General features: G+C 69.5%; 1 protein-coding gene. It reads left to right on the forward strand.

Annotation, left to right across the window (positions count from 1 at the left end; genetic code table 11):
- Window positions 1-24: 24 nt before the first annotated feature.
- On the forward strand, window positions 25-809 hold a 785-nt coding region (locus AC1DU6_RS33565; protein WP_477862679.1), incomplete at its 3' end, for a TIGR03790 family protein.

Below are 809 nucleotides of genomic sequence, written 5' to 3' on the forward strand. Positions count from 1 at the left end.
GGCCTTGCCCTGGCGATAGCCAGCATGGGCGCAGCCCAGGCCGCGGAGCCGGCTTCTGCTGCGCCGGCCCCTGGCGAGTCACGTTGGGCCCGCGCGCCGCGGTTGTACGGCCGCATCACGGCCAATGAGTTGGGCCTCGTCATCAACACGGCCGACCCCTATTCCGTCACCGTGGGTGAGTACTACGCCAGGCGCCGCGGCATCCCGGCCGAGCAGATCCTGCGGGTGCAACTGCCGCTGCGCAACAGCCTGACGCGCGAGGAGTTCACGGCGCTCGACCAGGCCATCCGCAGCCAGATGTCCGAGCATGTCAACGGCCTGGCCCTGGCCTGGGTGCAGCCCTATGCCGTGGACTGCAATTCACTGACAAGCGCTCTTGGCGTCGGGTTGCAGCCCAATGTCTGCGCTCAGTCCTGCGCCGCCACGCGCATCAGCCCCTATACGGGTTACTTCGGCGCCAAGCCGTGGCTGGTCATCGGCGTGCGGCCGACGATGCAGCTGGCGGCCCGCTCAGTGCCGGCGGCCATGGCCATGATCGAGCGCGGCATCGCGGCGGACCACATATTGGCCGGCGGCGCGCCGGAGTCGGCCATGGCCTATCTCGCGGCGACACCGGATGCGGCGCGAAATGTGCGTGAGCGCCTGTTTCCGCCGGCCGGTGCCGTGCCTGGTGTGGCCGGCCTTGAGGTGGCTCGTGTGAAGAGCGATGCCTTGCCAGCGATGCGCCGCATCCTGGTCTATGAAACGGGCCTGATCCGCGTGCCCAAGCCACTGGGCGGGGAATGGCTGCCGGGCGCACTGGCCGACCA

Source organism: Roseateles sp. P5_B10 (assembly GCF_056400485.1).